Annotated in this window: 3 protein-coding genes; 2 read left to right on the forward strand and 1 reads right to left on the reverse strand. The window is 38.2% G+C overall.

The window, feature by feature from the left end:
* Positions 1–1164 precede the first annotated feature (1164 nt).
* Positions 1165–2514 (forward strand): PhoH family protein, encoded by a 1350-nt coding sequence (locus ABI367_RS06060; protein WP_462229077.1) that lies wholly within the window; start codon positions 1165–1167, stop codon positions 2512–2514.
* Between the two features lie 456 nt (positions 2515–2970).
* Here ABI367_RS06060 and ABI367_RS06065 read toward each other — a convergent pair whose 3' ends face one another.
* Positions 2971–5121, reverse strand: a complete 2151-nt coding sequence (locus ABI367_RS06065) for an FUSC family protein (protein WP_462229079.1) — start codon at positions 5119–5121, stop codon at positions 2971–2973.
* 207 nt (positions 5122–5328) lie between these two features.
* Between ABI367_RS06065 and ABI367_RS06070 the strand changes: the two genes are divergently transcribed.
* Positions 5329–7548 (forward strand): phosphoenolpyruvate carboxylase (locus ABI367_RS06070; RefSeq protein ID WP_462229081.1); only part of this gene is annotated, 2220 nt, incomplete at its 3' end.

Raw genomic sequence — 7548 nt, forward strand, 5'->3', positions numbered from 1 at the left:
TAAATAGGCAAGCCATGCAGGGATGTTAAAATTTCGGGTAAAAAAATGTCATCAGGCTGTGGTTCCAGTTGCCAGGGGACGTAAGTTTCGGGCATAAGGGGATGTTCCCTGCTTATTTTTATTAACCGTTCAACTTCTTCTATTTCCATTATATAAATATACGTAGAGGTGCAATATGGCGCACCTCTGTAGTTAATTACGTTTAAAAGCGAAAAGTGTTGCTTCTTTGAAAAAAAAATCCCCTGTATCGAAATGATTTAGGGGGCGTTTAAAAGAAAATATTAGATGGAAAATACATTTTTGGGAATTATTTTATTTGTAAAATTTATAAATGAGCTAATCCCTGTGAATAATGTTTAATGTGAATAACCTAACCCGCCCTGTCATTTCCAACGAGGAACGAAGATAAATCAACACATAAAAATACATAAATTAGTAGCGTGTAGGTTCTCATCAGGTTTCGAAATGCCGGTAATAGGAGGGATTTTAATGTTAATAACCCTATACTTTATGTTAATAACAGGTTAATAAAAACTATAAAATAAATTTGCAAAATCTCGCTGGTGTCCCGATATTGAAATCATCAAGAACGACGTACTTTGACAGCCTTACAGGAAAAACAGAAAGTGAATCGGGCGAAATCTTAGGATGAGCTAAAGATCACAGGAAAGCCTGAGTTACACAAAAATGAAAAGCTCGAAAGAGTTTGAAGGTGAGTGTTAACTAAAAGGTGTTAAGCGGGTTGCATATTTTTTACGGAGAATGGCAATGCGGTTAATGACCTTGAAGCAATCAGCGTTAGCAAACAATGATGGTCTGCATTACTGAAAAGAGGATGTATATCGGAGTTGAGCGAAAGCGAAGTGTTAGCATCCGCAAGGGTGAGAGCAAAAATCGAGTCGCATACAACATGGATAGATCAAAACTTACAGCGGATAAAGACATTATCAGCGTTGGCACTAATAACGATGAGCAATCAGGTCGGTTAATTTTACACAAAACTTGGTTCTTCTGCATAACTACGGTTAGGCAGAGGCAGAAAACGGGAGATTCAAATCGAAAGAGGCGGCTCCCGTTTTTGTTTTATAGGGTTTTTGTTAATCTCCCAAACCAATCTTTAATCTTCTCGCCAATCTTCAACCAAATTCCTTAATTTAGTGCCTTATGCAAAAGGACGGCAAAAGCAAGCAGAACGGCAGAAAAAAGATATTTGTGTTAGATACCTCGGTTATACTGTACGATCATAACGCCTTCGAAAACTTTCATGAACACGACGTAGCCATACCCATACAGGTACTGGAAGAGCTGGATAACATGAAAAGTGGTAATGATACCCGTAACTTTGAAGCGCGTAGCTTTATAAGGTTAATGGACGACCTTTCGCGCAAAAGCCTGGTTAATCAATGGCAGCCCCTAAATGGATTAAATAAGGGTAGTTTTAAGGTGATCATGGCTTCCGAAACCCTTACTCAAAATGCCGAAACTATATTTGGATCAGATAAAACAGATAACCGGATATTAAATTCGGCATTAAGTTTACAGGAGGAACACCCGGATAAAAAGGTGGTGCTGGTATCAAAGGATATTTGTTTGCGCCTAAAAGCAAAATCACTTAACCTATATGCCGAAGATTATGAAACAGGTAAAATAAAAAACCTGGACGAACTATACACAGGTGAAACTACCTTAACTAAGATTGACGACCAACTCATCAATCAGCTAAATAAAACAGAGTTCCTATCAGCCGATGAGTTTAATATTAAGCCGCATAACAACAACCACTTTTATATTTTAAAGGGAAAAAAGACGGTATCGGGATTTTATAATAGCCAAACCCGGCAACTTGAAAAAATAACCGAGCAGCCGGTATTGAATATCTTCCCAAAAAATTTGGAGCAGGCTTTTGCCATACACGCTTTGTTAAACCCGGATATTAAGCTGGTTACTATACAAGGTAATGCCGGTACGGGTAAAACGTTGTTGGCATTAGCCGGAGCGCTTGAGCAACGTAAATACTACCGCCAGATATACGTAACACGCCCCATAGTGCCGCTTAGTAATAAGGATATTGGCTTTTTGCCGGGAGATATCAAATCAAAGATAGACCCCTATATGGCACCTATATGGGATAACCTGAAATTTATTAAAGATCAGTTTGCCGATGACGAGAAAATGCAGGCCAAATTGGATGAGTTGGTGGCTAATGATAAAATATCTATAGCGCCACTGGCCTTTATACGCGGGCGCACGCTAAGCAAAATATTCTTTATTGTAGACGAGGCACAAAACCTTACGCCTCATGAAATAAAAACGATCATATCCCGAGCTGGAGAGAACAGCAAGTTTGTATTTACAGGGGATATTTACCAGATAGATACCCCATACCTGGATGCGGAAAGTAACGGCTTATCCTATTTAATTGATAAAGCTAAAGAGCATCCGCTTTATGCACACATCACCCTGCAAAAAGGGGAGCGTAGTGAGTTAGCTAATTTAGCTACGGAGTTGTTGTAAAGTCTATTATGACAATATTGGATAAATTATTTTATAGTATAATCAAAGCTTCTGAGAAAGCCGGAAGCAGATTTGCTTTTAGGCTTTTTTTCTTTTTACTATTCTTAAATTTAACGTCGATATTATTACTCGTTAATACTAAAGTTGACAAATTTTCATTTCCGTATATTGAAAGTGATTGGGTGCTATTTATAATCGGATGGTTTTTATCAATAAGTATAACATGGTTGTATTATAAGAGAAGAAATGTTATTATCGATTATTACGATAATAAACAGGTTGTCGACTATAACTTTAATGTTATAATATATTCAATTATAAGTTGTTTGTTTTTTTAGTTGTAACCACCAAATTAATTTAAATAAATTGTCATTTCGAGCATAGCGAGAAATCTATACACAGATACATGTCGCTTCATAGATTTCTCGCTACGCTCGAAATGACAGAAATTGTTTATTACACTTCCGCCACCACACTTTCCGTAACTTTGGCAATATCGTTACTGATCTTATTAATAAAACCTAGTTGGTCTTTCAATAAATTATCAGCTGTGGATGGTACTGCTGTATAGGTTTCTGGTACTATAAGGCCATTTTTTTCATTAACCAGTTCAATCTTTTTGCCGCCTAATTTTTTATTGCTTTCGTTGAGCAGGGCAAAGCTTTTTTTAATAGTTCTAAGCGTATCGGGTTGTGCCTTATGGATACCTTTTACCGTGATGTCTGATGCTACAGTAGCTATGTAAGAGGATAAAATATGGTTAAGCACCACAAACTTATGGATGTCTTTAATATTACGCTGCTTGCTTTTTGGCTCGGATGTCATCCGCTCAAATGCGGCAGATAAGTTGGCCGATTTAACATACACATCCTTTCGCGCCAGCTTATAATCAGTAGTCGACACGGTTTTGCCGGCAATAGTATCGGCAATTTTTGCCAGATAGTTTAAATTGGCATGTATCACTTCAGACAGCGCACGTTTCATTTGCTCAAACTCCCAGGTAGGGAATATGGCGTAACTGGCTATAAACGCAATGGTTGAGCCTATAACGGTATCTAAAATACGCTCTTCTACAATGTCAAGATGGCCAATACCTAAAAACTTAAAAAGTATAAGCACATACGGAGTCATGAAAATTACGCTTACCACATAGTTTAACCTCGAAAAACTATAAGTACCCAGCATAAATATCACCATTAGTACAAACTGAACATTGTTGTTGGGTATCAGTAATAATATCATTACCCCGATAATTCCGCCGCCAATAGTACCCACCAAACGTTGGTAATTGCGCTGCTTAGATAGGCTGAACCCCGGTTTTAGTATCACTATAATAGTTAACAATACCCAATAACTATGATGGCCAAGCGATAACGATTTAGCCGCTATAAATCCTACTAAACAAACCAATGATACACGCAAAGCATGTTTAAACGCGCCCGAATCGAGTGTGAAATTATCAAAAAATACATGTGGTTCGTAATCCTGGTGGGTAACAAATTTGGAGTACTCCACATCAGGTAAGCCTTCAATCAGTATTTTTGACGAGGTGGAATTGTAGTAGTCGAAAATATTTTCAATTTCGTGGTGCAGATCGCGCAGGTTTACCAATATTTTTTTGAGCACCAAGTTGCTGGTTTCATTGCCGCCAACGGCATCAATTTTGGTTTTTAACTGCTCAAGTGCTGGCATAAAATCAACCAGATTTGTATAGCGGGCGTTTGATAGTATGGCATAACCAATGTTTTCTAACTCATTAGCCATTTGTTGCAACAGGTGCGCTATATCAGTTAAGATACCGGTATCCTTAAATTTTTCGCGGATATGGGTATAATCATAATGGGTAGCCATAATATGCTCAAACATATCTACCAGATCAACAAAGGTAAGCACCAATATCCTGCTTGCGTTGGTTGATTCGCGCACCATTACCCGGCTTTTAAAAAGTAGTTCACGCACGGCATCCTGGTGTTGGCTCACCTGTATTTGTTGCGATACCAGTTTATGATAATTGGCATCTATATCAGTATCAGGTAAATAAAAATCAGCTTTTATCCGTAAAAATTTAACAATATCAGCAACGTTTTCGCCCAATGCCTGCTGGGCGGCCCGGTAGGGGCGTATACCAAAAAATAAAAGACTAAACAACATATACCAAACTCCGCCGGCTAAAATACTTGCGCTATAACTTAGTATTTCATCGGGTTTAAGATCCTTGTCAATCATAAATATCATGATCAATAATGATGATGTACCTACAGATGCGGCACGGTTGCCATAAACCGTGAACATGGAGAATATAAACGAAAAAGCAGTTACCTCTAACCCCAGCGTATAAACATTTAGCCTTGCGTAGCCGGTGGTAACTGCAACAATAAACAGGCATAAATTGCCAATGGCCATACCATTGCGTTTATGCATTATCGGGCCGGGGTTATCAATAACACAAATACATAAAGCACCTAATGAAAGCGCAATCCCCAGATCAAATTTATCAAACTGCAAAAGTACCAATGAGGGCAATAATATGCCCATAGACATACGCAAACCATCAGAAAAGTACTGACTAAAAAAAAAGCTTTTTGTTTCTTTAGCTGAAGGAAGCATTAATAATAGGTTATTATTCAATTGGTTAAATTGCTATTGCAAAAATTTTAGTATGTTGGTGTTTTTGTAATCAAAATTAAAACTAAATATTCATATCATTATTATTTATGTAATATTTAGGGTTTTTGGTTAAATATAATTAAATTCACACCGAATAAAGTGCGGTGGTCTTGTATTTGATTTCTAAAATAAAAAAACTTTATTAATATGTCTTCAACGTTAAAACTCAGCCAAAGAGAAACAGCTTTTAATAACGAGGTTGTTACCCGTTTTGAGTTATATAACAGTTTGTTTCAAACCCTGCCATTTTACCAGGTTAAAGATACAGGTATTTTATTGCCGTTTTTTAGTTCGCATTGCGAAAAGGGCGCAGCCAAACAACAATCGCCAACGGAAATTATTGAATCTTTTTTCCAAAAGTATGTGCCTGGGATTGATCATAGAGAACAGTTGAACCGTTTGTTTCGGTTTATTCAATATATAGAAAGACAAGTGGTGTTATTTGATGCAATCGAAGACTCATCATTCAGTAAAATTGGCCGTGCTGATGATATTGGCACCCTACAGGGGCTTTTGCAACAAGCTGCAATTAGCGATCAGGTTAGGAGCGATATTAGTAATAAACTTAAAGATTTTTCTTTGCGACTGGTGCTTACAGCTCACCCAACCCAGTTTTATCCGGGTACGGTGTTGGGTATCATGACTGATTTAATAGAGGCATTAAAAACAAACGATATTAGTACCATTGATGTTTTGCTGCAGCAATTGGGTAAAACCCCATTTTTAAATAAAACATCGCCAACACCGGTTGACGAAGCTATAAGCCTGGTTTGGTTTTTAGAGAATACGTTTTATCATGCAGTATCAGCCATACAATCTAAATTGGCCGACGAGTTTGATATTGACGAGAACCGCAGTAGGCAAATACTTGAGCTTGGCTTTTGGCCTGGTGGCGACAGGGATGGTAATCCCAACGTAACTACCGCTATAACCGGCGATGTTGCCCGCTTGTTAAGGCAGATCATATTCAGGTGTTATTACCGCGATTATAGGGTTTTAAAACGACGCATAACTTTCAGGGGTATTGAAAATACCATGAAAGCACTTGAAGAATTACTTTATGAAAATGCTTTTAATAAGCAGTTAGACAATGCGAAAAATATACAAGCAGAGTTGTTAGAACTATTAAGTTCTATACGTGAAACTTTAATCACGAGCCACAATAGCTTGTTTGTAAATATTGTGGAGGATCTGATACAAAAGGTGCGCTTGTTTGGCTGTTTTTTTGCTACGCTGGATATTAGGCAGGATAGCCGGATTTTGCGCAGTGTATTTAAATATACTACCGAAGAAATTGGAACAGGCATTCCTGAAGATTACGATAAAATGGATGAGGACGGCAAACTAAAAAGTATAGTGTTTAACCGGATAGACTTCAAATGCCCTGACGATGCTGATGATATGACCAAAGATACGCTGAATACCATCAGGTTAATGAAGCAAATTCAGCATAGTAATGGCGAAAAGGCTTGTCAGCGTTTTATTATTAGTAACTGCCAGCAGGCATCAGACATCTTACAATTAATAGACCTGTTTTTATGGAGCGGGTGGGATAAAGATAATCTTACGGTTGATTTTATGCCCTTATTTGAAACCGTTAACGATCTTAAGGTTGCTGCCGGAGTAATGGAAAAGCTATATACCCATCCATTTTATGCAGCGCATTTAAAACGCAGGGGTAATTTTCAAACTATAATGCTTGGTTTTTCTGATAGTACTAAAGACGGTGGTTACCTGATGGCAAACTGGTCTATCTACAAAGCAAAGGTTGAACTTACAGCCATGGCCCGTAAGTACGGTATTGACCTGGCGTTTTTTGACGGTCGTGGTGGCCCGCCGGCTCGTGGTGGTGGTAAAACCCATCGTTTTTATGCTTCAATGGGTAGTGAAATAGCCAATGATCATATACAACTAACCATACAGGGCCAAACAGTAAGTTCGCAGTACGGATCTGTTGAAACTGCCCGTTTTAATATGGAGCAATTGATAAATGCCGGCGTAATATCTGCGCTGAACCCTGATGATAATGATGTGTTGAACAAAGATCAAAAGGCTTTAATAACTGATATGGCTGCAGAGAGCTATGAATTATTTATGGCTCTGCGGCAGCATCCTTTATTTGTAGAATATCTGGAGAAATACAGTCCGCTAAAACTATTGTCTCGTGTCAACATCAGTAGTCGCCCAACAAAGCGCAATGCTAATGCACCGTTAAAACTGGATGATTTGCGGGCAATAAGCTTTGTAACCGCCTGGAGCCAATTAAAGCAAAGTATTCCCGGATTTTATGGGGTAGGCACTGCCTTGAAAAAAATGAGGGATAATGGGAGATGGAATGAGGTTAAGTATTTATACAATACATCCGGA

Source organism: Mucilaginibacter sp. (assembly GCF_039935595.1).
In the GTDB taxonomy this organism is placed as follows: Bacteria; Bacteroidota; Bacteroidia; order Sphingobacteriales; family Sphingobacteriaceae; genus Mucilaginibacter.